Below are 24,151 nucleotides of genomic sequence, written 5' to 3' on the forward strand. Positions count from 1 at the left end.
AGCCGAGGGAGCCGGCCAACCCCGCCCTACCGCGCCAGGAGCTCCGGCAGCGCTCCGTCCGTGAGCCCTGGGGTGTGCAGGTGGCACGCGACCCGACGTCCCGGCTCACCCTGCGCCGTCGGCCCGAGCAGAGGCAGCTCGGTGCGGCACACGTCCAGGGCGTGCGGGCACCGCGGGGCGAACGGGCACCCCGGGGGCCGCTTCGAGAGGTCGGGCGGTGCACCGGGAATCCCGGTGAGCTCCCGCCGCGGCCCGTGCAGCGGGGGGAACGAGCCGAGCAGGCCGGCCGAGTACGGGTGGCGGGGCCGCGTGTACACGTCGCGGGCCACTGCCGTCTCCACGATCTCGCCCGCGTACATGACGGCGATGCGGTCGGCCACCTCGACCAGGAGGGACACGTCGTGCGTGATGAGCACCACGGAGAAGCCGAGCCGCTCGCGCAGCTCCATCACCTGCTCCAGGATCTGGCGCTGCATCACGACGTCGAGCGCCGTGGTGGGCTCGTCCATGATGAGCACCTGCGGCTCCAGGGCGAGCGCCATGGCGATCATGACGCGCTGCCGCATGCCGCCGGAGAGCTGGTGCGGGTAGGACCGCAGCCGGTCGGCCGAGATGCCGACGAGCCGCAGCAGCTCGGCCGCGCGCTCCCGGGCCTCGCTGCGGCGTATCCCTGGCCGGTGGGCCAGGATGCCGTCGACGAGCTGGCGTTCGACCCGGTACACCGGGTTCAGGGAGCTCATCGCGCCCTGGAACACGATGGCGATGTCGCGCCAGCGTGCGGCCCGCAGCTCGGCGTCGGACAGGGCGAGCAGGTCCGCGCGCCTGCCGTCCCGACCGGTGAGCCACACTTCGCCGCCCGTGATGAGGCCCGGGGGTGGCAGGAGCCGCGTCGCCGCGTAGGCCAGGGTCGACTTGCCGCAGCCCGACTCCCCTGCCAGCCCCAGGACCTCGCCGCGCGCCAGCGTGAGCGACACCTCCCGCAGCACGTGCGTCGGGTCGCCGCCGAACCCGTAGTCGACGCTGAGGTCCCGGATCTCCAGCACCGGGTCCGACGGCGTCGGCGCCGGTGCTCGTGTGTCGTGCTGCGTGCTCGTGTCCGTCTGGCTCATGTCCGTGCCTCCCGCACCACCGGTGTGAATCCCACGCGTGGCCGGATGCCCCGACGGCGCAGCGAACGCGCGTGCAGGCCGGTGGACCGCAGGCGGGGGTTGACGATCTCGTCGATACCGAAGTTGACCAGCGTCAGGGCCATGCCGAGCAGGGCGATGCAGGCACCCGCCGGCACGAACCACCACCACGCGCCACGCTGCAGTGCGAGGTTGTTCTGGGCCCAGAACAGGATGGTGCCCCAGTTCCACTCGCTGACCGGCGTGATGCCGATGAACGACAGGGTGACCTGGGACAGCACGGCGAACGTCACCGTGCCCACGAACCCGGAGGCGATCACGGCCGTCAGGTTGGGCAGCACCTCGACGAGCACCAGGCGCCACGTGCGCTCCCCGTTGGCCCGCGCCGCCTCGACGAAGTCACGCTTGCGCAGCGACAGCGTCTGTGCGCGGAGCACGCGGGCGCCCCAGGCCCAGCCGGTGGCGCCGATGACCAGGGCGACGGTGAGCCCGCCGGCCGAGGGCAGCTGCGCGGCGATCAGGATGATCAGCGGCAGCTGCGGGATCACCAGGAACATGTTGGACAGCGCGGACAGCGACTCGTCCCCCACCCCGCCGACGAATCCGGCGGTCACGCCGACGAGCACGCCCACGACGGTGGCGCTCACCCCGGCGACCAGGCCGACGACGAGCACGCCCCGGGTGCCGACCACGAGCTGCGACAGGATGTCGCGGCCGGTGTGGTCGGTGCCCAGCCAGTGCGCCGCCGAGGGCGGGCTGAGCAGCGCGTCGCTCACCTGGTTCGGGTCGTAGGGCGCGATCCACGGGCCCAGCAGCGCCAGCAGCGTGAAGAAGCCGAGGATGACCAGGCCGCTGATCACCTTGCCGTTGCGCAGGAACATCAGCCGGTTGTTCATCGGTCCTCCGTCCGGGTGCGGGGGTCGAGCAGGGCATAGGCGAGGTCGGCCACCATGTTCGCGACGAGGACGGACAGCGTGATGACCAGGAAGCAGCCCTGCATGAGGGGGTAGTCGTGCGTGGAGACCGCCTGGTAGAGCGTGTAGCCGATGCCCTGGTACGAGAAGACCATCTCCATGATGAGCGTGCCGCCGACCACGAAGCCGAGCGACAGCGCGAAGCTGGAGACCTGCGGCAGCACGGCGTTGCGGGCGGCGTAACCGAGCATCACCTGGCGCTCCGGCAGGCCCTTGGCGTGCGCCACCGTGACGTAGTCCTCCGACGAGACCGTCACCATCATGTTGCGCATGCCCAGCACCCAGCCGGCCACGGACGACAGCACCACCGTGAGGGCGGGCAGGAAGCCGTAGTAGATGACCGAGCCGATGAACTCGCCGGTGAAGGCCGGCATCAGGCCACGGTCGTAGCTGCCGCTCGACGGGAACCAGCCCAGGTTGACCGAGAGCACCGCGATGGTGATCAGACCCAGCCAGAAGTACGGAACGGCCTGGAAGAACGTCGCCACCGGCAGCAGCCCGTCCGCCCACGACCCGCGGCGCCAGCCCAGGAAGGACCCGGCCAGCGTGCCGAGCAGGAACGCGATGATCGTCGCGACGCCGACCAGGCCGACGGTCCAGGGCAGCGACTGGCTCACGATGTCGGCCACCGGCGTCGGGAAGTGGGTGAAGGACAGGCCGAGGTCGCCGGTCAGCAGCAGGCGCCAGTACTCGACGTACTGCTGCCACAGGCTCAGGTCCTGGTCGAGCCCGAACAGGACGCGGAGCGACTGCTCCGCGTCGGAGTCGATGCGCCCCTGCATCCGGCCCATGAGGGCCGTCACCGGGTCTCCGGGCAGCATCCGGGGGATGAAGAAGTTGATGGTGATCGCGGCCCACGCCGTCAGCGCGTAGAAGGCGACCCTGCGCAGCAGGAACCTCATGCGGTCACCTCCGGGCGTGCGGCCGGGCGGCCGACGTCGGGCCGGTCGTCCCGGTCGGAGTACCCCCAGCACGCCGCCGCCCGCTCGGGCGACACCGCGACCAGCTCCGGCGTCTCGCTCCGGCACAGGTCGGTCGCGTACGGGCAGCGCGGCGCGAACCGGCAGCCGGGTGGCGGGTCCACGAGGCTCGGCGGCTCACCACCGGTGCCCTGGTCCCGCACCGCCGCCGCGCCGGCACCCGCCAGGTCGTCCGGATCAGGTGCGGACGCCACGAGCAGCCGCGTGTACGGGTGCAGCGGCTCCTGGGTGACCGACTCGCTGTCCCCGGTCTCCATGACCCGGCCCGCGTACAGCACCGTCGTCCGGTCGGCGAAGTAGCGCGCCGACGCGATGTCGTGCGTGATGTACAGGACGGCGATGCCGAGCCGGTCACGCAGGTCCGCCAGCAGGTTGAGGATGCCGAGCCGGATCGAGACGTCGAGCATCGAGACCGGCTCGTCCGCGAGCAGCACCTCCGGCTCGGCGGCGAGCGCCCGCGCGATGGCGATGCGCTGCCGCTGCCCGCCGGACAGCTCGTGGGGGTAGGAGTCGACGTACCGCACGGCCGGCGTGAGGTGCACCCGCTCCAGCAGCTCGGTCAGCGCCGCCTCGAGCTCGTCGCCGCGCAGCGTGCCGCCGGTGGACTGCCGCCGGTGCAGGCGCAGTGCCCTGGTCAGGGTGTGCCGTACGGGGTGCACGGGGTTCAGGGAGGCGAACGGGTCCTGGAAGATCATCTGCACGCGTCGCACGTACGCGCGGAAGGCCCGCCGGCCGCGCACCCGCGCGTCGGCGCCGTCCAGGAGCACCTGCCCGCCGGTGAGCGGGATCAGCTGGGCCAGCAGGCGGGCGACGGTGGACTTGCCCGACCCCGACTCCCCCACCACGGCCAGCACCTGGCCGCGGTGGAGCTCGAGGTCCACGCCGTCCACGGCGTGGATCGCCCGGGCGGGCGGACGTCCGTTCACGCGGCGTCCGCCCGCCCGAAAGTGTTTGGTGAGGCCGTGCGCGGCCAGCACCGGTGAGCTCGTACCCATCAGCCGTCCGCGGGCTCGAGGTTCATCACGATCTGGGCAGCCTGCACACCGGTGGGCTGCGGCTGGTTGTAGGGGTCCTCCGCGGAGGGCCAGCCCACGTAGTTCTGCGTCGAGTACTGCGCGGTGGCGGGGCGGGTCCAGATGGCGATGCCCGGCACCTCCTCGACGAAGACCTGCTGGACGGTGGCGAGCGCCTCGGTGCGCGTGGCGTCGTCGGTCGCCGCGGCATAGTCGGCGAGGGCCTGGGTGGCGTCCTCGTTCTGGAAGCGGCCGAAGTTCCAGGTGGCCGGCTCGCCGAGCTTCTTGTATTGGGCGCCGTCCATGATGTCGGCGTACATGTCCCATGGGGTGGCGCCGCCGTCGGTCCAGTGCAGGGTGGCCTGGAAGTCGCCCGGCGGGATGATGTCGGCGAACCAGCCGTCCTGGTTGACGGGGTTGACCGTCGCGGTCGCGCCGAGCTCGGCGGCCGAGTTCTTGATGAGGTCCAGCGCGGTCAGGTAGTCGTTCCAGCCGGCCGGGTTCACGAGCTCGAAGGTGACCTCCTCGCCGTCGGGGTCGACGAGCGTGTCGCCCTCCCAGGTGTAGCCGGCGTCCTCGAGGAGGGCGCGCGCACCCTCGACGTCGATCGCGTGCTCCTGGCCGGCGTAGTCGGCGGCGAGGAACTCCTCGCCGGCGGGCAGGGGCAGGCCGGTGACGCTGGTCAGCGCCGGGTTCACGCCGGACGTCGCGACGTCGACGAGCTCCTGGCGGTCGATCACCATGTTGAGCGCCTGCCGGAACGCCTTGTCGTCGAACGGCTTGGTCTCGTTGTTCAGGTAGAGCACGTCGATCCCGAGCCCGCCCGCGGAGTACTGGTTGTGGTGCTCCGGGTCCTGGGCGATGTAGACGTTCTCGAAGTCTGCGATGAACGTCCAGCCCCACTGCGCCTCACCGGTGGTCAGGGCCGTGGTCAGGGCGTTGTTGTCGTTGTACGACGAGTAGCGGATCTCCGGCACGGCGGGCTCGCCGCCCCAGTAGTCGTCGCGGGCCACGACGGTGGCGGCCTGCGGCGTCCACGACTCGAGCGTGTACGGTCCGGTGCCCACCGGGTCGGGGTTGGTGTCCGTGGTCGGGTCCTCGACCTCGGCCCAGACGTGCTCCGGCACCATGACCAGGTCGTACAGCTTGGACTGGTTGACGTACTGCCCGGCCGTGAACGACACGGTGACTGCCGTGCCGTCGGTCTCGACGGTGTCGTAGGGCAGGGCGGCGGTGTTCAGCGCCTCGAAGTCCTTGCGGAGCTGGATCGAGAACGCGACGTCGTCGGCCGTGAACTCCTCGCCGTCCGACCAGGTGACGCCCTCGCGGGGCGTGATGACCGCCTCGGTGTAGTCCGCGTTCCACTCGACGCTCTCCGCGAGCCAGGGCTGCGGCTCCTCGGAGGGGCGGGCCTGGTTGCGCATCATCAGCGGTTCGTAGATGACGAACGCGTAGCCGAGCGACAGCGCGGACGAGCCCGTGGCGAACGGGCTGTGGTTCTCGGTCTGGACGCCGTTCGGCATGCCGACCGTCAGGGTCTCGCCGCCGCCGGCCTGGGTGGTGCCTCCACCACCGCCGCCGCTGCAGGCCGTGGCCAGCAGTGCGATGGCCGCCGTGGCCGCGAGCGCGGCGACGTGCTTGTGAATCCTCACTGTGTGCCTCCTTGCACTCCTCCCGCGTGTGCGGGACGGATGGTGTGTGATCACTGGGCGCCGGCGCCGGGACGGTCCCCGGGCCGGATGGTCAGCTCGTTGGTCAGTCGCAGGTCCGCCACGGACCTGCCGGTGCGCAGCCGGTAGGTGCCCGGCGGCGTGGTCCAGTCCTGCGCCTGCGGGTCCCAGACCTGCAGGACCCGGGCCGGGACGGGTACGCGGACGGTGGCGCTGCCCATGGCGGGGACGTCCGCCACCGCGAAGCCGCCGAGCCACCGCACCGGGCGGCTCGGGCCGCCGTCGGGCGCCTCGACGTAGACCTGGACCACCTCGCGGCCCGCGCGCCGCCCGGTGTTCCGGACGGTCGCGTAGACGGTCAGGGTGGCGGGGGCGTCGTGCGCCTCGCCCCACGCCAGGACGGCGTCCTCGTACTCCCAGGTGGTCCAGCCCAGGCCGTGCCCGAACGGCGCGGCCGGCGCCGGGGCGTCCGGCACGGTGCCGTCGGGCCCGGCCTCCAGCCGCCGCTCCCAGGCCCGGTACCCGATGTCGGTCCCCTCGGCATAGTCGACGACGCCGTCCACCGGCCGCGCGTGCGGCACCGGGACGTCCTCGAACCGGGCGGGAAGCGTCCAGGGCAGACGCCCGGACGGCTCGGTGACGCCGGTCAGCACGTCGGCGAGCGCGCTGCCCGCCTCCTGGCCGGGCAGCCAGCCCCACAGGACGGTGGGGACCTCGTCGAGCCACGGCAGCAGCACGGGCGCGCCGGCGTTGACGACCACGACGGTGCGCGGGTTGGCGGCGGCCACGCGTCGCACGAGCTCGTCCTGGTTCCCGGGCAGGTCCAGGTCGGGACGGTCGTAACCCTCGGACTCGACCTCCGCCGTGGTGCCGACCAGCACCACGGCGACGTCGGCGGCCGCGGCGGTGGCGACGGCGGCCGCCAGCTCGTCCTCGGGCGACGGACCCGGCAGCCGGTGCACGAGCGCGGCGCGCACGAAGTGCCCGTAGCCGACGGCGTGCACGACCTGGAGCGTCGCGTCGAGGGCGGCCGTGCCGCTCGCCGTCGCGAGCGCGGCGATCGGGTGGTTGTGGCCGGAGGACAGCACGACGTCCTCGTCCACGCGCGTGCTGCCCGCGGCGACCTGGGCGCCGTCGATGCGCACCCCGTGCACGCCGACGGTGCCGACACCCAGCTCGTGCTTGCCCGGCTCGTCGAGGCGGACCTCGGTGCGGAGCCGCACGGCGTCCGCGTCGGGGCGTACGTCGTGGAGCCAGCCGGTCCACTCGTGCGCCGTGTACTCCTCCAGCGTGCTGCCGTCGGCGGCGAGCAGCTCCACGTGCAGCCCGGGGGTTCCGGCGACCTGGTCGGTGCACCGCTCGACGTCGAGCTCCGGCGGGTTGTGCAGCGCGCGGGCGCCGGCCAGCAGCGTCACCTCGGAGCCGTGCGGCAGCGCGGCACGCAGCTCCTCGGCGGGGTAGGTGAGGCGGTCGGGGTGCACGAACGACGACCCGCCGCCCTGGAAGAAGGGCTCGACCGCCGCGGGGCCCAGCAGCGCCACGCGCACCGGGCGGGCGCCGTCCTGCACGAGCGGCACGAGCCCGGCGTCGTCCTTGAGCACGACGACGGAGCGGGCGACGAGCTCGCGCAGGAGGCGCTCGGCCGGAGGCTCGGGGACGGTCGCGGCCGCGTGGTCGATCGCGGCGTGCACACCGGCCGCCACCGCACCCGTGCCCTGCCCCACCCCGTCGCCGGGCAGCGTCAGCCGGCCCGTTCGGCGGGCGAGCCGCAGCAGGCGCAGCACCTTGTCGTCGAGCTCCGGCTCGGCGACCTCACCGGAGCGGACGGCGTCGAGCAGGCCGTCACCCCACGCGCCGTCGGGCCCCGGCATCTGGAGGTCGAGTCCCCCGCGGACGGCGGGGAGCACCGACTGGGTGGCCACCCAGTCGCTGACGAACAGGCCGTCGTAGCCCCACTCCTCCTTGAGGAGGTCGACCACGAGCGGCCGGTGCTCCAGGAGCGGGGCGGAGACGCCGCCGGTGTCGGCGCCGTTGTACGCACCCATCACCGACCACGGGACGACGTCCTGGACCAGCCGCTCGAAGGGTGCCAGGTAGGCCTCGCGGAGCGTCCGCTCGTCGAGGCGTGCCAGGTAGCGCGTGCGCTCCGTCTCGGAGTCGTTGGCGACGTAGTGCTTGACGCACATCCCGACGCCCTGCTCCTGCGCGGCGCCGACGAGTGCCACGGCTATCTCGGCCGTGAGGTGCGGGTCCTCGGAATAGCACTCGAAGTGCCGGCCACCGACGGGCGTGCGCTGCAGGTTCACCTGGGGGGCGAGCACGACGTCCACGCCGTGCCGCTTGGCCTCGGCGGCGAACAGGGCCCCCGACCGGCGCGCGAGGTCAAGGTCCCAGGTGGCCGCCAGCGCGGAGGGGGCGGGGAACATCGCCGAGGTCCCGCCGTCCGGCCCGCGCACGCCGACCGGGCCGTCGGACATCACCACCGGCTCCAGCCCGAGCCGGGGCACCGCGGTGGTCGCCCACATGGAGGCGCCCACGACGAGCGACACCTTCTCCTCGGTGGACAGCTCGTCGAGGAGGCGGAGCAGCTCGGGCTCGGGGGCGATGGCCCGCGAGGCGATGGCCCGCGGAGTGATGGCCTGTGGAGTGATGGCCTGTGGAGTGATGGCCTGCGATGACAACGTGTTCTCCGTTCAGCGTCGGACGGCTGCCCCGCATTCAACCACACTTACTTACTGGTTAGTAAGCCTGTTCACCCCGTATCGTTGGGGCATGTCCGAAGCGACCGAGCAGGCTGCCCCGAAGGCCAAGCGACCGACCCGTGCCCACCGGCGGGAGGAGATCCTCGCCGCGGCCACGCGGGTGTTCGGCTCGAAGGGCTATCACCAGGGCTCGTTGGTCGACGTCGCCGCACAGGTCGGCATCACCCATGCCGGGGTGCTGCACCACTTCGGCACCAAGGACAAGCTGCTGTGGGAGGTGCTGGAGTACCGCGACCGCGTGGACGTGCAGCACCTCGAGGGCAAGCACATCCCGGGCGGCATGGACCTGTTCCGGCACCTGGTCACCACGGCGCGCCTGAACGCCGACCGGCGCGGCATCGTCCAGGCGTACGCGGTGCTCACCGGGGAGTCCGTCACCGACGGCCACCCGGCGTCGAGCTGGGTGGCACGCCGGTTCTCGGTGCTGCGGGGCGAGATCTCGCAGGCGGTGCGCGACCTGGCCACCGAGCGGGACGTGCGGCTGCCCGACGGCGAGGCCGAGCGCGCCGCGAACGCCGTCATCGCCGTCATGGACGGGCTTCAGCTGCAGTGGCTCCTCGACCCGGAGGCCGTCGACCTCGCCGAGGCCACCCGCTTCGCCATCGAGTCGATCCTGACCGCCACGCTGGGCAGCACGGTGCAGATCGTCAGCACCTGACCACCGAGGGGCTCACCACTCGGCCTCACCACTCGGTCTTGAGCCGCCGGTCGTCGTTCTTGCTGGGCGGCACGTCCATCTTCTGCAGCGTGAACCCCATGATGTCGCTGAACACCGGGGCCGCGACGTCACCGCCGAAGATCGAGCTGCTCGGGCTCTTGAGGAACACGGAGACCGTGTACCGGGGGTCGTCCGCCGGCGCGACCCCGATGAACGACGCCATGTAGGTCCACCCGTTGCCCGCGGGCATCTGCGCCGTACCGGTCTTGCCCGCCACCCGGTAGCCGGGCACGGCGGCGTTGGTGCCCGTGCCGCCGTCCTCGGTCACGGCCTCCATCATCTCCACGACGGTGTCGGCAGTCTCCTCCGAGACCACCCGCTCCCCCGGCTCCCGCTCGGCCGGGATCACCGTGCCGTCCGGGCTCGTGGTGCCCTCGAACAGCGTCGGCGTCATCCGCACACCACCGTTCGCCACCGTCGAGAACACGCTGGTGGCCTGCATCGCGTTGACGGACAGGCCCTGCCCGAACAGCACCGTGTACTGCGTGCGGCCGTCCCAGTCCGCGACGTCGTCCGGCGGCATCAGGCCTACCGACTCGCCCGGCAGGCCGAGCCCGGTCGGCTCGCCGAACCCGAACTCCTGCAGGTAATCCTGCCGCTCCGCCAGCGGGATCTCCTCGCCCACCATGACGGTCCCCGTGTTCGAGGACTGCGCCAGGACACCGGTCAGGGTGAGCCGCTGCACCGGGTGGTCGTGGGAGTCGTGGAACGTCTGGCCGTTCGGCGTCGTGTATGTGTCGGGCACGGTGAACCGGCTGTTCGGCTTCCAGTAGCCGCCCTCCAGGGCGGCGGCCATGGTGATCACCTTGCCCGTCGACCCGGGGTCGAACACGTCCTTCACCGCACGCGACCCGCCCGCGACCGCCGCGGTGGACCGATCGTTCGGATCCACCGCCCCGGAGTCGGCGAGCGCGACGATCTCGCCCGTGCGCGTGTCCTGGACGATCGCTATGCCGTACTCCGAACCGGACGTGCGCTTCGCCTCGTCGATCGCGTCCTGCGCCTTCCACTGGATGTCGTGCACCAGGGTGAGGCGGACGTCGTCGCCCGGCACGGCCGGGACCGACTCCTGCCCTGCCGCGGGGATACGCAGGCCGTCGAGGCTGCGCTCGTACGTGTCCGAGCCGGCGGTACCGGACAGGATGTCGTCGTAGGCGGCCTCGATACCGCCCCGGCCGGTCTGCTCGTGGTCCACGAAGCCGACCAGGGAGCCCGCCACGGTGCGCGACGGGTAGGTGCGCCGGGAGGTGAGGTCGGTCCGGATGTACGCCCGGATCTCAAGGCCCGCGATGGCACGCTGCACCTGCGGCACCACGTTCTTGGCGAGCACCTCGTAGCGCGAGTCGCCCACGAGCTGAGCCGCCAGCTCGTTCTTCGGCACGTCGAGGATCGGTGCGAGCAGCTGGGCGATGCCCAGCGCCCCGTCCTCCACCTGCTTTCCGTCGACGTGCGGACGGCCGGCGCCGCTGAAGTCCTTGATGGCCACAGGATCGGCGATCACCGTGTAGCGGTCCACCGACGTCGCGAGCGTCACACCGTTCGCGTCGGTGATGTCGCCACGGTGCGCGGGGGTCACCGCGGTGGCCGTACGCGCCGCCTCCGCCTTCGCGGCGAGGCTCGGCCCCTCGATGAGCTGCACGTGGACGAGGCGCACCAGGAACACGAGCACCACCATCGCGGCGAGTCCGACCAGCCAGCGCTGCCGCACCTCGGGGCGACCCGGCCGGGGTGGCAGGGGACGCGCCACCCGGGAGCGGGCGGGACGCGCCGGCCCCCGCCCGCCGCCCGCGGGCGCCTGAGCGCCCAGCCGCGTGCTGGTCGCACGCGGCTCGGTCTTCCGGGGCCGGGGCGCCGCGAACTGAGTCTGCTTGGGCCGCGCCTGCCTGGACCGATCCTTCGTGGGCTGAGCCTGCTTGGGCTGGGGCTTCTGCTTCGCCCCGGCCTGGGGTTTCCTGGCCGGGTCGCCGCCCTGCTTGCGCTGCGGGACCGCGCCCTGCCGCGGCTTGCTCTCGCCCCGGCCGGGCTGGGCCGAGCGCGGCTGAGCGGAGCGCGGCCCGGCACCGCGCCCCGACGGGGTGCGCTGCCGGCCCGAGCCCGACGTCGGCCGGGTCACCGGTCCGTCCCCTTCACCACCTTGCCGGTACGGAGACTGACCATGGTCGGGTTCTCCGCCGGAACCATGCCGAGGCTGCGCGCCTTCTCCGGCAGGCTCGTCTCGGCAGCGCTGAGGTCCTCCTGCAGCACCTGCACGTCCTGGGCGGTCTGCGCGACCTCGCCCTGCAGCTCCGACATCTCGTAGGAGCCACGGGCCAGCGTGGTGTTCAGCACCAGGACCGCGACCAACGAGACGACCATCAAGGTGGCGCACAGCACGAGGAACGGCATCCGGCTCTTCGAGTGCAGCGGCGCGCGGACGACGTCCAGTCGGCCGCGCTGGGCGGCACCCCCGGAGATGGCGGTCAGCGGAGCCCGGCGCGTGCGCGGCAGCTCGGCGGGTCGGGCGGCGCGGGCCGTCGCAGCAGTGGAAGCACTCATCGGCGGTCCTCCTTCGCGGTGTGGTGCTTGGTGGTGCGGTTCAGCAGGTGGTCGGGCGTGGGGCGCAAACGCCGGGCGGCACGCAGCCGGACGGACGCCGAGCGCGGGTTGCGCTCGAGCTCTTCGGCGTCGGCCTCCTCCGCACCCCGGGTCAGCGCCTCGAGATAGGGCCGGTGGGTCTCCGGCTCGACGGGCAGCCCTGCTGGTGCCGAGGACGTCGTGCCCTGCGCGATGGCGCGCTTGACGATCCGGTCCTCCAGCGACTGGTACGACTCCACGACGATGCGGCCCCCCACGGCGAGCGCCTCGATCGCGGCGGGTACGGCGCGCTCGAGCACCTCGAGCTCCCCGTTCACCTCGATCCGCAGCGCCTGGAAGGTGCGCTTGGCCGGATGCCCCCCGGTCTTGCGGGTCGCAGCGGGGATACAGGCCCGCAACAGGTCGACGAGCTCGCCGCTGCGGTCCCACTCCCGCTCGGCCCGACGCCGGACGACGGCCCGCGCGATCCTGCTCGCGAACCGCTCCTCGCCGTACTCCCGGAGGATCCGCGCGAGGGCGCGCTCGTCGTACGTGTTGAGCACGTCCGCCGCCGTCAGGCCCTGGGTGGAGTCCATCCGCATGTCGAGCGGCGCGTCCTGGGCGTACGCGAAGCCCCGCTCGGTCTCGTCGAGCTGTAGCGACGACACCCCGAGGTCCATGAGCACACCCTGGGCGGCCCCGCCGGCGTGCTCGTCCACGACGTCGACGATCTCGTCGTACACCGCGTGCACCGGGGTGAAGCGGTCACCGAACCGGGCCAGCCGCTCGCCCGCCAGTGCCAGCGCCTGCGGGTCGCGGTCGATGCCGATCACACGGGCCGACGGGATCTGCTCCAGGACGGCCTCGGTGTGGCCGCCCATGCCGAGCGTGCAGTCGACCAGGACGGAGCCGGGCTCGGCGAGCGCCGGAGCGAGCAGGTCGACGCAGCGCTGGAGCAGCACCGGGAGGTGACGGTCCGCAGCGTCGCTGCTGCCGGGACGGTTGTCGGTCGCGTTCATCGGTGTCTCCTCTCGTGCGTCGTGCCCTGCCGTACTGCTGAAGCCGCCGGGCCGGCCGGCGAGCGGGCCGTCCGGTCAGGTCTCCCTCCGCATGGTTCCGGCGGCGGGGAAGTGCGCCGGATCCTGCGGGAGGAGGCCTGGCCGTACGGCCGGCCGCCTCGCCTGCCTAGAAGCTCAGTCCGGGGAAGATCTCCTCGGCCTGATCGATGTAGTCGGGTTCGGTCTGTTCCTGATAGGCGGACCAGGCTGCTGCGTCCCACACCTCCACGCGGGTGCCGACCCCGATCACGACCACCTCGCGGTCCAGGCCGGCGTACTCGCGCAGGTGCGTCGGGATGGAGACCCGGCCCTGCTTGTCCGGTACTTCGTCGCTAGCTCCCGCCAGGAAGTTTCGCGTGTAGTCCCGTGCAGCCTTGCTCGTCACCGGCGCCTGCCGGATCTGGGTGTAGATCTGCTGAAACTCATCCATCGGGAGAAGAAAGAGGCACCGCTCCTGCCCTTTGGTCATGACCAGACCGCTGGACAGGCGCCCCCGAAACTTGGCGGGAAGGATCAGACGGCCCTTCTCGTCCAGCTTCGGGGTGTACGTCCCGAGAAGCAGGCCCAACCCCGCGAAACCTTCTGCCATCGCAGTCATGGGCCAACACCTCCTCTCGCTCCCGCACACTCCACGCTACTCCACTTTCCACCACCGCACTCGGAAAAACGATGGGGAGAACTACCCACCGACCCTCAATGCGCAGGTCAAAGAGGTAAAGAGCGAGTGGAGGAAAATCATGTCCGGCGTGGCGTGGAATGTCGGACTAGCGCGCACCCGGCCGCGCCCTCGTCAGCGTCCTCAGACCTGACCGGAAGCCGTTTCGCCAGGGCAAAACCAGTTCTGGGATCTGTGAAGACCGCGTGACGCATACAACAGAGTGCTTTACATCTCTACTAGGCTGGACCGGCCGGTGCGGCTTCAGCCGCACCGGTACCAGTCCGGTGCGTCCACGCGCCAGAATCAGAGAACCGGCCTGTCGACTCGGCCCTGATGGAGGTCTCCCCCTGTGCACACGGAACCCGTCCCGCCCGGCCTCGCGGACACTCACTACAGCGGCGGGGCCGCCCCACAGGCCGCGGGTGCGCTCGACGAGCTGGTCGAAACCATGGCCCGCGTCCGCGGAGCCGTCGAGTCCGTCGTGACCGGTCGGCCAGGACTGGCCGACATCACCCTCGCGGTCCTGCTGGCCGAGGGCCACCTCCTGGTCGAGGACGTACCGGGCGTCGGCAAGACGACGCTCGCCAAGGCGATCGCCCGGAGCATCGACTGCCACGTGGGCCGCATCCAGTTCACGCCCGACCTGCTGCCCAGCGACCTGACCGGCGTCAACATCTTCCGAACCGGCAGCCACGAGTTCGAGTTCCGCCCCGGTCCGGTGTTCAGCAACATCGTGATCGGCGACGAGATCAACCGGGCCTCCCCCAAGACGCAGTCGGCACTGCTGGAGTGCATGGAGGAGGGCCAGACCACGGTGGACGGCACCACCCACCAGCTCCCCCGGCCGTTCCTCGTGGTCGCCACGCAGAACCCGGTGGAGATGGAGGGCACGTACCCGCTCCCCGAGGCACAGCGCGACCGCTTCATGGCGCGCATCACGGTGGGCTACCCGGACGCCGACGCCGAGATCCTCATGCTCGACCGGCAGGAGGCCAGCACCCCCCTGGCCCACCTGCAGGCCGTCACCGACGGTCGCGCGATGCTGCGGTTCTCCCAGGTCGTGCGGTCTCTCTACGCGTCGCCGTCGGTCAAGCGGTACGTCGTGGCGCTCGTGGGGGCGACCCGCGAGCACCCGGGCCTCCGGCTCGGCGCCTCGCCTCGCGCGTCGCTGCAGCTCCTACGGGCGGCCAAGGCGATCGCGGCGATGGCGGGCCGCGACCACGTGCTGCCAGACGACGTCCAGCGGCTCGCCCGGCCCGTCCTGGCTCACCGTCTCATCCTGACCACGGAGGCCCGCCTGAGCGGCGTGACCCCCGAGACGCTCGTCGACGAGCTGGTGCAGCGCACGCCCGTGCCCGCGCTCGAGCCCGCCGACCGGCGTCAGTTCTGAGCGGCCAGGGCGACAAGCACATGAGATGGCGTGACACGCTCGCACGGATCAGCCGGGTCCGGCTGACGCCCCGTGGCATCGGAGCGGCCTGCCTGGGTGGGGTGCTGGTGCCCCTCGGGCTGGTGCTGACCCTGCCCGATGTCGTCGGGCTCGGCGGAGCCGCGCTGCTCGTCGTGGCGGTGGCCTGGGTGGGCATCGGCACCCAGCGGCTCGAGTCCGGGCGCGGTGCCCTCCACGTCACACGCGCCGTGACCCCGAATCCCGTGGTGCGCGACCGGACGGCGGACGTCAGCCTGCTCGTCGCCGCGCACCAGGCCAGCGGCGCGGCGTACGAGCGGCTCTCCCGGCTGCGGCTCTCCGAGCAGGCCGCGCACGAGCTCGCGGGCCACCAGGGGATCCACGCGCGCGTGTCGGCACGGGCCGACCGGATCACCGTGCACTACTCGCTGACCCCCGCACGGCGGGGCCGCTGGTCGCTCGGCCCGCTGCTGACCACCCGGACCGACGTGTTCGGCCTGGTCCGAGCCACCCAGCCGCTCGGCAGCGCGACCCACGTACCGGTGTGGCCGCGCACCGTCGAGCTCGCCGTGCGCACGCGGTCGGTGGGCGACGTCGACCACTCGGCCACGGGCGCTCGGCTGCAGTCGAGCGACGACTCCGTGCTGCGCGAGTACGTGGCCGGCGACGACCCGCGCCGCGTCCACTGGGCGAGCGCCGCCCGCCGGGGCCAGCTCATGGTCCGCGCCGACGAGAGCGCCGGGGTGCGCCCCGTGACCGTCGTGCTCGACCGCTCGCTGCTGCCGCACTGGCAGGAGTCCGGCAGCGGCCTGCGCCGCCCCGCCGCGGTGGACGACGGGGAGTGGGCGGTCGAGCTCGCGGCCTCGATCGCCACGTCGTTCCTGGACGCCGGCCACCCGACCCGGCTGCTGCCCACCGCGGTGACACCCCACCTCGAGGGCCTGCGGTTCGCGACCACCCGGGCCAGCCGGTCGGCCCTGCTCGATGCCTGCGTGGACATCCGCGGGCACCGCGGTGCCGCGGAGGGACACCAGGCGACGGGTACCACCGCGCGGGCGCTCCGGCTCGGCCGGACGGCCGGCGAGATCGTCATAGCGGTGCTCGGCCCGCACGACCCCGACGCCCGCCACGACCTCGCGGCGCTGGGCGTGGAGGGCACGTGCTGGGCGCTCCTGGTCTCCCCGCGGGGCGCCGGGTTCCAGCACGAGCTGGACGAGACGGCCGCCGAGCTCCGCGCGTCCGGCTGGCACGTCAGCATCTCGGACGCCCGAACCGACCCGGAACGTGCCTGGGCCCTGCTCGCGGAGCGTGCACTGTGATCCCCGCCCATCGCGGACCGCTGGTCCGCACCGTCGCCTCCGGCGTCCTCGTCGCCATCGCCGTCATCACGTCCATGCACGCGCTCACCCTCGTGATCGACCCGGGGCCGTGGCTCACCGCCGGCATCACCGGCGTCGTCCTCGTGTCCACGACCAGCTGCGTGGTGCGGTACTTCCTGATCCGGGCGGCTGTCGACCGGGCGGCCGTCCGCCGGGCTGCCGGCCAAGGACCGAGCGCGGACCGGGCCGCCGACCGCGCGTCGGGCAGTGCGTCGTTCGTCGCGACGGCGGCCGGGGTGGTGGTCGCGTTCTGGTTCGTGCTCGCCCGCTACGGCGGTCCCGGCCAGCGTTTCGAGCCCTTCGTGGGCCCGGACTCCCTGGACCAGGTGATCGAGCGGTTCCGGCAGGCCACCGAGACCATGAGCACGCAGGTCGCGCCCGTGGGGCCCGGGGAGGCCATCAGCATGGTCGCCGTGGGCGGCACGCTGCTGGTGCTGCTCGTGATGGACTCGCTCGCCGGCGCCCGCATGCCCGGCTTCGCCGGGGTGCCCCTGCTGCTCCTGTGGACCCCGTCGCTCACGCTGATCGGCGAGGTCCAGTGGCCGGTCTTCGTCATCAGCGTGACCGCGATGCTCCTGCTGCTCACGGTCGACCCGGTGGGCGTGACCCCGGGCCGGCACACCGAGTCCGACTCCGCGGCGGTACGCCGCGCGCAGCGGTTCCGCTCGTGGATCACGGCACTGACGTCGGTGGCGGTCGCCGCCGCGTCACTCGGCATCGCGACCGGCATGGCCTCCCTGCCCGCTCTGGCCGGGACCTGGAACCAGCTCATCTCCACGCCGTCCGACACCGTCGAGCTGTCGTCGGAGCTCGACATGCGCCAGCCCTTGAGCGCCCGCTCCACCAACACCGTGCTCACGTACACGACGGGTGAGGACGACACCGTCGGCCCGTTGCGCGTCATGACCCTGACAGCGTTCGACGGGGTCCAGACCCACCGCGCGGTGCCCGACGGCGGCCTTGCCGAGTTCGACTCGTCCACCCTCCTCGCACCGGAGGGCGAGGGCGCGACCGGCGAGGGCCGGCGGATGACCGTCGAGATCGGGCAGCTCACCGGCGGCGAGCTGCCGCTGCCGCTCGAGCCCCGGTCCATCGACGTCGGTGGCGACTGGGCGTACGACGCGATCCGTGACGAGGTGCGCGGCTCCGATGGCACCGAACCCGGCGACGAGTACAGCATCGACATCATCGACCGCCGGCTGACGCCCGAGACGCTCCGCGCCGCGCCGACGTCCGGGGACCCGCGGCCGGCCGGCTACACCGAGGTGCCCGATACCGAGCACCAGGCCGAGATCGCCGCCTACGCCCAGGATGTCGCGGGGGACGCGCCCACCAGGTTCGACGCGGCGGTCGCGCTGCAGAACCACCTGCGGTCCGGCGCGGGGTTCGTGTACAACCCGGACGCCGACTACCGGGGCTCGTCCGACACCGTCTGGGACTTCCTGCAGAACAAGGAGGGGTACTGCACCCAGTACGCGCTCTCCATGATGGTCATGGCCCGCAGCCTCGACATGCCCTCCCGGATCGGCATCGGCTGGCTGCCCGGCCAGGCGGACGGCCAGGGTGGCTACCGGGTCACCGGCCAGGACTCGCACGCCTGGCCCGAGATCTACTTCCCGACGGTCGGCTGGGTCCGGTTCGAGCCGACGCCCCAGGTCCAGACGGGGCCGCTGCCCTCGTACGCGAACCCGAGCGTCGGCAGCTTCCCCACCGCAGCCCCGGCGCCCACCCGGGCGAACGAGGTGCCCACGCAGCAGCCGACCCAGCGGGCCGAGCAGACGGACCCTGCCGCCTCGGCAGGGGGTTCGGCCGCCGGCGGCGACACCTCCGACCGGACGCTGCCCGGGTGGGCCTGGGTGGTGGCGGTGATCGTCGCGCTCGGCGTGCTGGCTGCGGCCGCGTGGCTGCTGCTGCGCCGGCGCACCGAGGCAGAGGTGCTCGACCCGGAGCGGGCCTGGTCCCGCGTCCTGGCGCTGCTCGCGGAGCAGGACGTACGCCTCGGCCCGTCGGTCACCCTGCGCAGGGCTCCGGCCCTCATCTCCGAGGAGGTGCGCACCCGCACGGGCTCGCCCCTGCCCGACGACGTCACGGAACGCCTCACCGCGCTCGCCGACGCCGCCGAGGAGGAACGGTACGCCCGCCACGCGACGCCGCCGGCCGTCGCCGAGCTCGAAGAGCTCACCACGGCCGTGACCACGGACCTGACGGAGGCGCTGGCCCGCAAGGCCTGACAGGTGGCGCACGAAAGGAGCCGGGCCCCGCAGGGCCCGGCTCCATTTTCATGTGGCTGTGTCAGTCACATCATGCTGTGCCTGTCACGCACATGGGCCGGTGGTCCGTTCGGGCCACCGACGTCGGTCCCTCGGCTGGTGCCTAGTGACCGCCCTGATTGCGCCGGTTCTCCCAGCGCTCCTCGAGACGGGCGAGGAAGCCGCCGGAACGGCCACCACCCTGCCGCTTTCGGGGCTTACGTGCTTTCCCCTCCGGCGGCTGGACCGTGCCGTCTTCGCCGACGACGCCGACCGGACCGTCCTGCTGCTTCTTGCGCGGTCCGAGGAACGCGAAGACCACACCCGCGAACATCAGCACGAAGCCGATGGCACCGAGCCAGGTCTGTGACGTCGCAGCACCGACGACAAGAAGTAGCAGACCGACGACAACGCCGGCCCCGGACAGCACATAGCGCAGCGCGTTACCCCGACCTGTGGACTGAAGCGTATTAGCAAGCCGCGGGTCGTCTGACGTCAGAGCACGCTCCATCTGCTCCAGCACCCGCTGCTCGTACTCGGACAGAGGCATCGAGACCCCCGGATCTCGCAAAGGAACAGTGTCCCTTCCAGGATAGGACGACCCGGCCGTCGTTGGTAGTCGACATCCCGGGCATACCCGCGACTATAGGGGCAGATCAGTAAAGATGCGTGCCGTTCTTGTGCTGTACACCCAGGTCGATCGCCGTTTTCCCGAACTTCTCGCGCACCGCGTCGAGCGCGAGCTCCGCTTCGCGCTGTGCTCCGGAGCGCGGATCCACCGACTCTTCGAGCGTCAGCTGCTGCGTAGATCCTTCTCGTTGCTGGAGATTCTCGCCCCGCACACCGACCAGCCGGACCGGCAGCCCACCCAGGTCCACCCCGGCGACGAGCTCCCGAGCCACCCGATAGATGTCCCGCGCGACGTCCGTGGGGTCGTCCAGTGTTCGCGATCGGGTGAATGTGGCGAAGTCGCTCGAACGGACCTTCACGGACACGGTACGTGCCACGACACCCTGGTGCCGCAGCCGCGCGGCGACCCGGTCGGACAGCTCCAGCACCCGCCGGCTCACCGCCGCCGTGTCGTCCTGGTCGGTGCCGAAGGTGGTCTCGGCGCCGATGCTGTGCTCGCGGTGCTCCGGCACCACCGGACGCGGGTCACGCCCCCACGAGAGGTCGTGCAGGTGGGCCCCGCTGACCCGGCCGACGGCCGTCTGCAGGCTCGCCAGGTCCGTGTGCGCCAGCTCCGCGACGGTGGTGATGCCCCACGCGGCGAGAGACTTCTCCGTCTTCTCCCCCACGCCCCACAACGCACCGACCGGCAGGGTGTGCAGAAAGTCGATGGTCGACCCGACGGGCACGAGCATCAGCCCGTCCGGCTTGGAATGGGTGGAGGCCAGCTTCGCCACGAACTTGTTCCGCGCGATGCCCACCGACGCCGTCACGCCGTGCTCAGCCTGGATGCGTCGGCGCAGCGCGGCCCCGATCGCCGTGGGCGGGCCCAGCCGCCGTCGGGCCCCGCTCACGTCGAGGAAGGCCTCGTCCACGCTGATCTGCTCCACCAGCGGCGTGACCTCGTGGAGCATGCCCATGACGGAGCTGGACACGTCCCGATACAGCCCGTGGTCGGGCCGGATCACGGTGGCCTGCGGGCACAGCAGGCGCGCACGCGTCATCGGCATCGCGGACCGCACACCGAACGCACGCGCCTCGTAGGTGGCTGCCAGCACCACTCCGCGCTCCTGCCCGCCGACGATCACCGGCAGGCCACGCAGCTCGGGCCGCCGGGCCAGCTCGCAGGACGCGAAGAACGCGTCCATGTCCAGGTGCAGCACCGAGCAGCCGGACTCGTCCGAACCCCAGTCTCGTCTTGCCGCCGCTGACCGCGGCCCCTTGCTCACGAACGTGCTCCGTCCTTGCCGTTGCTCAGTGCTCCGCGCCGCACGCCCGGGAAGCCCTCTCCCGTGCCGCCGGCGCGCCGCCTACGACGCCTTGGGCACCAGGGTCAGGCGCTGCGCCGAGAACCCCGCCTGGGGGTCCACGAGCATCGCCACCTCGTCCCGGAAGTCCTCGGCGCAGGCGAGCAGCTCGTCCGCTCGCGCGGCCTCGACCTGCTCCGGCCGGCCCGCGTCGACCGCCGCCCGCAGCGGCGCCCCGGCCGCGAAGTAGCCCGACCAGCCTGCCAGATCCGGCTCGGCGTGCGCGAGCATGTCCCACACCGTCCGCGCGCCGGAACGCGCCGACGGACGCCCGCGGAGCGCCACGACGGCCGCCGCCGAGCGGATCGCCGCGAGGTGCGCATGGACGAACCGGTCCCCCGGGTCTGCCGAACGCGCCGCCTCGGCCAGCTCCGCGTCCGCCTTGCGCAGCAGTGCGCTGACGCCCGGCGGAACGGCGCGCGGCACGAGCATGCGCGCAGAGACGACGTCCCTCGCGCCCTGAGAGTGCATGGTGCCCATCTCGAACCTCCGATCGAACCCTTGTGCGCCACTATCGAACATACGTTCTATCCTGTCAAGCGCCCCGCTGGGCCGGGAGACACTGTCCTCATGGCCCGCCGCTCCGCCCGACGCCGCCCATCCTCCTCCGCACCACTGACACTCCCCGCCGAGCTGCCCGTCGGCCCGGTGCCGATCAGCACCGGCACCGCTGAGGTCGTGCGCGACCCCGATTTCCCGCAGCGCGTGACGCTGCACGTCAACGGCGTGCCGAGCTCCAGCCTCGACCTCGCGGACCCGGGTTTTCTCGACTTCGAGTACATGCAGCAGATGGCCGCCTTCGTGGCCCTCCTGCCGTCCGGACCGCTCCGCGTGCTGCACCTCGGCGCCGCGGGCAGCGCGTTCGCCCGGCACGTCGAGCACGAGCGCCCCGGATCCCGCCAGCTGGGCGTCGACCTCGATGCCCGGCTCCTCGAGCTGGTCCGCGAGTGGTTCGCCCTGCCGCGCTCGCCCCTGCTCCGCCTGCGCGCCGACGACGCCGGGCACACGCTCACGTCCGCGCGGGACGAGTCCTACGACGTGGTGGTGCGCGACGTCTTCGCGGGGGACCGCACGCCCGCGCACCTCGTGGGCACCGGGTTCGCCGCGGCGGCTCGGCGCGTACTGCGCCCCGGCGGCGTGCTGCTGGTGAACTGCGCCGACAAGCCGCCCCTGACCACCGCCCGCCGGGAGGTCGCCAGCCTCGCCCAGGCCTTCGGACCCGACGCGGCCGTCTCCGGCAGGCTCGCCGCCGTCGCCGAGCCCGCGATCCTCAAGGGGCGGCGCTACGGCAACCTGGTGCTCGCGGCGGTCCGTGAGCTGCCCGACCGCCCTCCGCCGGGCGTCGGGGGCGGGGAGCAGCCGGGCGGCCCGCAGGACGGCGCGCAGGCCCCAGGAGAGCCGCAGGGCGAGCCGGTGCGGCCCGACCTGCGTGACCCCCGGCTGGGCCGCACCCTGCGCACGCTCGCCGTGCCCGCCACGCTCCTCGCCGGTGACGACGCGGCGGCGTTCGCCGGCACCGCGGCGCCGCTGGAGACCGCCGAGCCCTGACGGGCGCGAAAAAGGCCGCCCTCCCGAGGGAGGGCGGCCTTCTCACGAGCACATCAGAGCGGGACGACTGCTTCCGCCTGCGGACCCTTGGGGCCCTGCGTGATCTCGAACTCGACCCGCTGGGCCTCCTCGAGAGACCGGTACCCGTTGGACTGGATCGCGGAGTAGTGCACGAAGACGTCGGCGCCGCCGCCGTCCTGGGCGATGAACCCGTACCCCTTCTCCGCGTTGAACCACTTCACAGAACCCTGCGCCATGCTGTCCTTCGACCTTCCGTCCGGGATCCGGCGGCGGGCCCGTTGCCCACCCCCGTGCCGCAATGCTTTCCCCGCTTGCTCACGACACGGCGGACGTGGCCTTGGTAACTCACTGCAACGTGCGACAGTGTGGCATGGACCACTCAGATGTGCCACGGAACACGCACATTTCTGCCGCAGATATGACACATCGGTCCTTGGATGCCCGATTCAAGCCGGAGCCGGTGTACGTCTCCGCCTCCTGCTCGGCCCGGAACCGTGCGGTCGGGCCCGCGATCCCACCCTCGCCTCAGTCGCCGTTCTGCTGAGCGAGGAACCGCTCGAACTCCGCGCCGAGCTCCTCCGCGCTGGGGATCGCGGTGGTCTCGGCAAGCAGGCTCGGGCGCCCCACGGAACGCGCGAAGGCGTCGTACTGCTCTTCCAGCGCCTGCACGACGGCCGCGATCTCGGCCGACTCGGCAACCTGCTTCTCGACCTCGATCTTGGCGTCGGTGGCCGCCTCCTCGAGGGCGGGGACCGACAGGTCGAGGCCCGTGGCGCGCTCCGTGTGGTGCAGCGCGACCACCGTGGCCGGCGGGTACTGCGACTGCGAGAGGTAGTGCGGCACGTGGACCGTGAAGCCCATCGCGTCGTGCCCTGCCTCGCCCAGCCGGTACTCGAGCAGCGCGGCCAGCGAGCCCGGCACCTTCACGCTGCCGAACCACGACGTGTAGTCGTCGACCAGGCCGGGCCGGGTGGCGTGCGCGGTCAGGGACAGCGGCCGGGTGTGGGGCAGGCCCATGGGGATGCCCTGGACCCCGACGACGAGGCTCACGCCGAATCGTTCGACCAGCTGGATCACGCCCGCCACCACACGTTCCCACTGCAGGTCCGGCTCGGCGCCGTGCAGCAGGAGGAACCCGGTGCCCTCCGCGTCGGTCACGTGGTCGACCGCGAGGTAGGGCGCCTGGTAGTCGGCCCACCGGTCGGAGTCGAAAGTCATGGTCGCCCGCTTGGAGCGGTAGTCGAGCAGCTGGTCGACGTCGAACGTCACGAGCCGCTCGACGCGGAACTGGTCGATCAGGTGCTCGACGGCGAGATCGCCCGCGCTGCCTGCGTCCACGAATCCGCGGACGGCATGCAGCAGGACTGGTCCGTCGGCGCTTCCCGGCACGCTGCGACCCAGCGTGCGCTCAACCGCTGCTTCGTCGACGTCGTAGATGCCCTGGGGGTCAAGCACGTGCGCTCCCTCGCTCGTCGGAGTGGTTCGGCGATCACCCGGCTGACCGGGTGCTCTGCTCAGGTCCAACGCCACGACGGCCGAGTGTCTTCCCGTTACGCCCTGAGCGTCGTCGCGGGGCTCACCACACGGCCCGACCGCCCGGTCACCTACCGGGCAGGCGTACCACGGAGACGAAGAAGTCGTCGATCTGGCGGACCACGTCGATGAACCGGTCGAAGTCCACGGGCTTGGTGACGTACGCGTTGGCGTGCAACGAGTACGAGCCCACGACGTCCTCCTGCGCGTCCGACGTGGTCAGCACCACGACCGGGATGTGCCGCAGCATCGGGTCGCCCTTCGCGACGGCGAGCACCTCCATGCCGTCCATCTTCGGCAGGTTGAGGTCCAGCAGCACCAGGTCCGGCGTGGGGACCTTCGCGAACCGCCCCTGCTTGCGCAGGAACTCCAGCGCACTGACGCCGTCGCCGACGACCGACACGTTGTTCGGCACACGGTGGTCCTCGAACGCCTCCCGAGTCATCAGGACATCGCCCGGGTCGTCCTCCACGAGGAGGATCTCCATCACCTTGTGACCGCTCACGCCCGTACCTGTCCCCTGG

The 24,151-nt window shown here is 72.2% G+C and carries 21 protein-coding genes; 5 read left to right on the forward strand and 16 right to left on the reverse strand.

The window, feature by feature from the left end; translation table 11 throughout:
• Positions 1–26: 26 nt before the first annotated feature.
• The 6 genes from ACFSL2_RS07770 to ACFSL2_RS07795 are packed head-to-tail and all read right to left on the reverse strand — an operon-like array spanning position 27 to position 8,445.
• Complete coding sequence (locus ACFSL2_RS07770) at positions 27–1,109, reverse strand: ABC transporter ATP-binding protein (RefSeq protein WP_377197301.1); 1,083 nt, start codon at positions 1,107–1,109, stop codon at positions 27–29.
• Complete coding sequence (locus ACFSL2_RS07775; RefSeq protein ID WP_377197302.1) at positions 1,106–2,023, reverse strand: ABC transporter permease; 918 nt, start codon at positions 2,021–2,023, stop codon at positions 1,106–1,108. The genes ACFSL2_RS07770 and ACFSL2_RS07775 overlap by 4 nt, the downstream gene beginning before the upstream one ends.
• Positions 2,020–3,003, reverse strand: coding sequence for an ABC transporter permease (locus ACFSL2_RS07780; RefSeq protein ID WP_377197303.1), 984 nt, complete (start codon positions 3,001–3,003; stop codon positions 2,020–2,022). Before ACFSL2_RS07780 ends, ACFSL2_RS07775 begins: the two co-directional genes overlap by 4 nt.
• On the reverse strand, positions 3,000–4,076 hold the full coding sequence (locus ACFSL2_RS07785) for an ABC transporter ATP-binding protein (RefSeq protein WP_377197304.1): 1,077 nt from the start codon (positions 4,074–4,076) through the stop codon (positions 3,000–3,002). The genes ACFSL2_RS07780 and ACFSL2_RS07785 overlap by 4 nt, the downstream gene beginning before the upstream one ends.
• A complete protein-coding gene (locus ACFSL2_RS07790; RefSeq protein WP_377197305.1) occupies positions 4,076–5,746 on the reverse strand; it encodes an ABC transporter substrate-binding protein in 1,671 nt (556 codons plus the stop codon). Before ACFSL2_RS07790 ends, ACFSL2_RS07785 begins: the two co-directional genes overlap by 1 nt.
• 50 nt (positions 5,747–5,796) lie before the next feature.
• On the reverse strand, positions 5,797–8,445 hold the full coding sequence (locus ACFSL2_RS07795) for a beta-d-glucosidase (RefSeq protein WP_377197306.1): 2,649 nt from the start codon (positions 8,443–8,445) through the stop codon (positions 5,797–5,799).
• Positions 8,446–8,536: 91 nt separating this feature from the next.
• On the opposite strand from ACFSL2_RS07795, the gene ACFSL2_RS07800 reads away from it, so the two are divergent.
• Entirely contained in the window at positions 8,537–9,184 is a 648-nt protein-coding gene (locus ACFSL2_RS07800) for a TetR/AcrR family transcriptional regulator (protein WP_377197307.1), read from the forward strand.
• 25 nt (positions 9,185–9,209) lie between these two features.
• Here ACFSL2_RS07800 and ACFSL2_RS07805 read toward each other — a convergent pair whose 3' ends face one another.
• The 4 genes from ACFSL2_RS07805 to mraZ all read right to left on the reverse strand — a co-directional run bounded on the left by ACFSL2_RS07805 (position 9,210) and on the right by mraZ (position 13,453).
• A complete protein-coding gene (locus ACFSL2_RS07805; protein WP_377197308.1) occupies positions 9,210–11,357 on the reverse strand; it encodes a peptidoglycan D,D-transpeptidase FtsI family protein in 2,148 nt (715 codons plus the stop codon).
• Positions 11,354–11,779 carry a cell division protein FtsL gene (gene ftsL / locus ACFSL2_RS07810; protein WP_377197309.1) on the reverse strand — a complete coding sequence of 142 codons (426 nt, stop codon included), beginning with the start codon at positions 11,777–11,779 and terminating at the stop codon, positions 11,354–11,356. The genes ACFSL2_RS07805 and ftsL overlap by 4 nt, the downstream gene beginning before the upstream one ends.
• A complete protein-coding gene (rsmH, locus tag ACFSL2_RS07815; RefSeq protein ID WP_377197310.1) occupies positions 11,776–12,816 on the reverse strand; it encodes a 16S rRNA (cytosine(1402)-N(4))-methyltransferase RsmH in 1,041 nt (346 codons plus the stop codon). The genes ftsL and rsmH overlap by 4 nt, the downstream gene beginning before the upstream one ends.
• 166 nt (positions 12,817–12,982) lie before the next feature.
• The gene (gene mraZ / locus ACFSL2_RS07820; protein WP_357463347.1) at positions 12,983–13,453 is read right to left on the reverse strand and encodes a division/cell wall cluster transcriptional repressor MraZ; all 471 of its coding nucleotides are present in this window, start codon (positions 13,451–13,453) and stop codon (positions 12,983–12,985) included.
• A 409-nt stretch (positions 13,454–13,862) separates the two neighbouring features.
• On the opposite strand from mraZ, the gene ACFSL2_RS07825 reads away from it, so the two are divergent.
• The 3 genes from ACFSL2_RS07825 to ACFSL2_RS07835 are packed head-to-tail and all read left to right on the forward strand — an operon-like array spanning position 13,863 to position 18,531.
• Positions 13,863–14,903: an AAA family ATPase gene (locus ACFSL2_RS07825; protein WP_377197311.1), complete on the forward strand. Its 1,041-nt coding sequence runs from the start codon at positions 13,863–13,865 to the stop codon at positions 14,901–14,903.
• Between the two features lie 20 nt (positions 14,904–14,923).
• Positions 14,924–16,240 carry a DUF58 domain-containing protein gene (locus ACFSL2_RS07830; protein WP_377197312.1) on the forward strand — a complete coding sequence of 439 codons (1,317 nt, stop codon included), beginning with the start codon at positions 14,924–14,926 and terminating at the stop codon, positions 16,238–16,240.
• Complete coding sequence (locus tag ACFSL2_RS07835) at positions 16,237–18,531, forward strand: transglutaminase TgpA family protein (RefSeq protein WP_377197313.1); 2,295 nt, start codon at positions 16,237–16,239, stop codon at positions 18,529–18,531. Before ACFSL2_RS07830 ends, ACFSL2_RS07835 begins: the two co-directional genes overlap by 4 nt.
• Before the next feature lie 142 nt (positions 18,532–18,673).
• Here ACFSL2_RS07835 and ACFSL2_RS07840 read toward each other — a convergent pair whose 3' ends face one another.
• The 3 genes from ACFSL2_RS07840 to ACFSL2_RS07850 all read right to left on the reverse strand — a co-directional run bounded on the left by ACFSL2_RS07840 (position 18,674) and on the right by ACFSL2_RS07850 (position 20,996).
• Positions 18,674–19,099 carry a DUF3040 domain-containing protein gene (locus ACFSL2_RS07840; protein WP_377197314.1) on the reverse strand — a complete coding sequence of 142 codons (426 nt, stop codon included), beginning with the start codon at positions 19,097–19,099 and terminating at the stop codon, positions 18,674–18,676.
• Between the two features lie 106 nt (positions 19,100–19,205).
• Positions 19,206–20,447 carry a DNA polymerase IV gene (locus tag ACFSL2_RS07845; protein ID WP_377197315.1) on the reverse strand — a complete coding sequence of 414 codons (1,242 nt, stop codon included), beginning with the start codon at positions 20,445–20,447 and terminating at the stop codon, positions 19,206–19,208.
• Positions 20,448–20,528: 81 nt separating this feature from the next.
• Positions 20,529–20,996 (reverse strand): SAV_6107 family HEPN domain-containing protein, encoded by a 468-nt coding sequence (locus tag ACFSL2_RS07850; protein ID WP_377197316.1) that lies wholly within the window; start codon positions 20,994–20,996, stop codon positions 20,529–20,531.
• A gap of 99 nt (positions 20,997–21,095) precedes the next feature.
• Here ACFSL2_RS07850 and ACFSL2_RS07855 point away from each other — a divergent pair, with 99 nt between their 5' ends.
• Positions 21,096–22,073: a spermidine synthase gene (locus ACFSL2_RS07855; protein ID WP_377197317.1), complete on the forward strand. Its 978-nt coding sequence runs from the start codon at positions 21,096–21,098 to the stop codon at positions 22,071–22,073.
• Positions 22,074–22,126: 53 nt separating this feature from the next.
• On the opposite strand, the gene ACFSL2_RS07860 is transcribed toward ACFSL2_RS07855, so the two are convergent.
• The 3 genes from ACFSL2_RS07860 to ACFSL2_RS07870 all read right to left on the reverse strand — a co-directional run bounded on the left by ACFSL2_RS07860 (position 22,127) and on the right by ACFSL2_RS07870 (position 24,114).
• Positions 22,127–22,330, reverse strand: coding sequence for a cold-shock protein (locus ACFSL2_RS07860; protein WP_020016705.1), 204 nt, complete (start codon positions 22,328–22,330; stop codon positions 22,127–22,129).
• A 289-nt stretch (positions 22,331–22,619) separates the two neighbouring features.
• Positions 22,620–23,549 (reverse strand): proteasome assembly chaperone family protein, encoded by a 930-nt coding sequence (locus ACFSL2_RS07865; RefSeq protein ID WP_377197318.1) that lies wholly within the window; start codon positions 23,547–23,549, stop codon positions 22,620–22,622.
• A 145-nt stretch (positions 23,550–23,694) separates the two neighbouring features.
• Positions 23,695–24,114 (reverse strand): response regulator, encoded by a 420-nt coding sequence (locus tag ACFSL2_RS07870; RefSeq protein WP_357463555.1) that lies wholly within the window; start codon positions 24,112–24,114, stop codon positions 23,695–23,697.
• Between the last annotated feature and the right edge of the window lie 37 nt (positions 24,115–24,151).

The organism is Promicromonospora aerolata (assembly GCF_042682255.1).
Taxonomy (GTDB): Bacteria; Actinomycetota; Actinomycetes; order Actinomycetales; family Cellulomonadaceae; genus Promicromonospora; species Promicromonospora aerolata.